Source organism: Pseudomonas sp. NFACC24-1 (assembly GCF_900115235.1).
Taxonomy (GTDB): Bacteria; Pseudomonadota; Gammaproteobacteria; order Pseudomonadales; family Pseudomonadaceae; genus Aquipseudomonas; species Aquipseudomonas fluorescens_AA.
Map to the genome: position 1 here is coordinate 1 of NZ_FOVS01000085.1, position 1,938 is coordinate 1,938.

Genomic DNA, 1,938 nt, shown 5'->3' on the forward strand with positions numbered 1-1,938 from the left:
AAGGGCCATCCATGGCCCAGCGCGGCTATCCCGGCATCCATGCCGGGATGCCCACTCCACAATGCCTGCGTTCGGCCATCGTGGTTAACGGGGCGTCCGAGATCAACGTCCACTGCGAGGCGGCCTTATAGCCGACCTGGTTTAGGGGGGACCGCGTTTCTCCTGTGGGAGCGAGCTTGCTCGCGAAGGACATCAACGATACAGGGTCTACTGCACGTTAATCGTCCAGTTCACATTGCAAAGCGACCTCAAAGTCCTGCCCCCCATAAAAAACGCCCAAGATGGAAACCTGCTTGGCATCAACGACAAAGGCAATCACGGTCCGCTTGCGGTAGTTTGTGATACGCAGCCCCGGGCGTATGTCGTCCCTCTGGTTGCCTCGGTGCGGGAACGTTCGTAGTTCTTCGCAATAGGTCACGATGGCGTTGGTATACCGCTGCGCGGTTTCTGGCGAAGCCGCCGTGGCAATGTAGCGATAGAGCGCAGCTAACTGCTCAAGGGCTTCCGGGACAAAATCAACGCTATACGCCATTACGATTGGATAGTGGCATTCTGGTGCTCTGCCGCCAATCGGGAGCGAACTTCATCGACGCTCAGCGCGCGTGAGGGGTCAGCTTTCAATGCATCGTAAGCGGGGGCTACTTGGCCTACGAGCCAGTTTTCCAAAGCGCGATCACGGGCCAGCAGCGCCCGGAGGCCATCACGAATGACTTCGCTTTCAGTGGCGTATTCACCGGCAGCAACCTTGGCTTTCACCACGTCGGCCATCTGGTTAGGCAGAGTTATGCTGAATTGTTGAGTGCTACGCATGATGGGCTTCCTGAATAAGATAGGATTTAATCCTACTCTGCTCTGAGGAATATGCACATGACTTCCTGAGTCAGCGATGACTGTAGGCGGACGGTAGGCGAGCCCGCTCGCGTTAATGGCGTGTCAGCCAACAGCTCTTGCCGCTGCGCCAACACTATCGCGAGCAGACTCCTCCCGCAGGATTTTTACTGCCCTTCGAGCCCGCGCTGTTCAATCACGCCAAAAACATCCGCTACATCCTGGACCATGATTCGGGCGATGTTGGTGATGGTGTTGATGTCGGTCTCGGCTGAATCGCGCAGTGTGGTGCAGGCCATCAGCGTCAGGTAGTCGAGGGTGGCGTGCAGGCGTTCGCTGGCGCAGGCATGGAGTTCGGGCAGTGGGGCGGTTTTATCGATGAACAGGACGGGGTGGGTGGTGGCGATTGGGGTTAGCGGGGTGAAGCTATTGGACGATTGATTCGACGTCATAAGGTTTAATTCCTCAAAAAAAGAAATGCCACCTTTTCGCTGCGAAACAAACGGGTGGCAGCTACGCACGGGTTCGCAGACCGAAGAGGAATCAAACTCGGCAGACCCAAAGATCTCCCGCGCGCAACCGCCATAAAATGAACGCGGGCAAGTTTGCCTGAGTTTTCATTCGACGGTGTATTCCTCAATGGGCTGCGAAACCCTCCCACCGACCAAAGCCAGTAGGTGAACCAAACTATAGAAGGGGATTTTTGAGGCAACAACCGACCTGTAGGACGCCCGCAACCCCGGTGGCGAGGGAGCTTGCTCCCGCTCGGTGGCGCAGCCGCCGTAAACTCTGGGCATGGGGTCGGTCTGACGAAAAGAGGGGGCTGCTTCGCAGCCCAGCGGGGATAAATCCCCTCGCCACAAAGGGGGAGTTCCTACGAGATTTTCAGAAGGCCGGGGGAACGATCAAAATCTCCGACACCCCACAAATCCTAGTCGGCTGTCAGGCCGCCATCGCGAGCAAGCTCGCTCCCACAATTGGATCGGAGTACGACCGTGAGAGCCAGGCCGGCTGGCAGGCCGCCTCGCGGTGGACGTTGATCTCGGCGCCCCGTTAACCACGCTGGCCGAACGCAGGCATTGTGGAGTGGGCATCCCGGCATGGATGCCG

3 protein-coding genes are annotated in these 1,938 nt (G+C 57.9%); all 3 read right to left on the reverse strand.

Annotated elements, in window-relative coordinates:
• Positions 1-217: 217 nt before the first annotated feature.
• On the reverse strand, positions 218-532 hold the full coding sequence (locus tag BM317_RS29600; protein WP_072346299.1) for a type II toxin-antitoxin system RelE/ParE family toxin: 315 nt from the start codon (positions 530-532) through the stop codon (positions 218-220).
• Complete coding sequence (locus BM317_RS29605; protein WP_092177191.1) at positions 532-810, reverse strand: ribbon-helix-helix domain-containing protein; 279 nt, start codon at positions 808-810, stop codon at positions 532-534. The genes BM317_RS29600 and BM317_RS29605 overlap by 1 nt, the downstream gene beginning before the upstream one ends.
• A gap of 185 nt (positions 811-995) precedes the next feature.
• Positions 996-1,280, reverse strand: a complete 285-nt coding sequence (locus tag BM317_RS29610) for a fructose-bisphosphate aldolase (protein WP_092477216.1) — start codon at positions 1,278-1,280, stop codon at positions 996-998.
• Between the last annotated feature and the right edge of the window lie 658 nt (positions 1,281-1,938).

Coding starts and splice junctions, on each gene's coding strand:
- BM317_RS29600 (WP_072346299.1), bottom strand. CDS start 532: ATGGCGTATAGCGTTGATTTTGTCCCGGAAGCCCTTGAGCAGTTAGCT.
- BM317_RS29605 (WP_092177191.1), bottom strand. CDS start 810: ATGCGTAGCACTCAACAATTCAGCATAACTCTGCCTAACCAGATGGCC.
- BM317_RS29610 (WP_092477216.1), bottom strand. CDS start 1,280: ATGACGTCGAATCAATCGTCCAATAGCTTCACCCCGCTAACCCCAATC.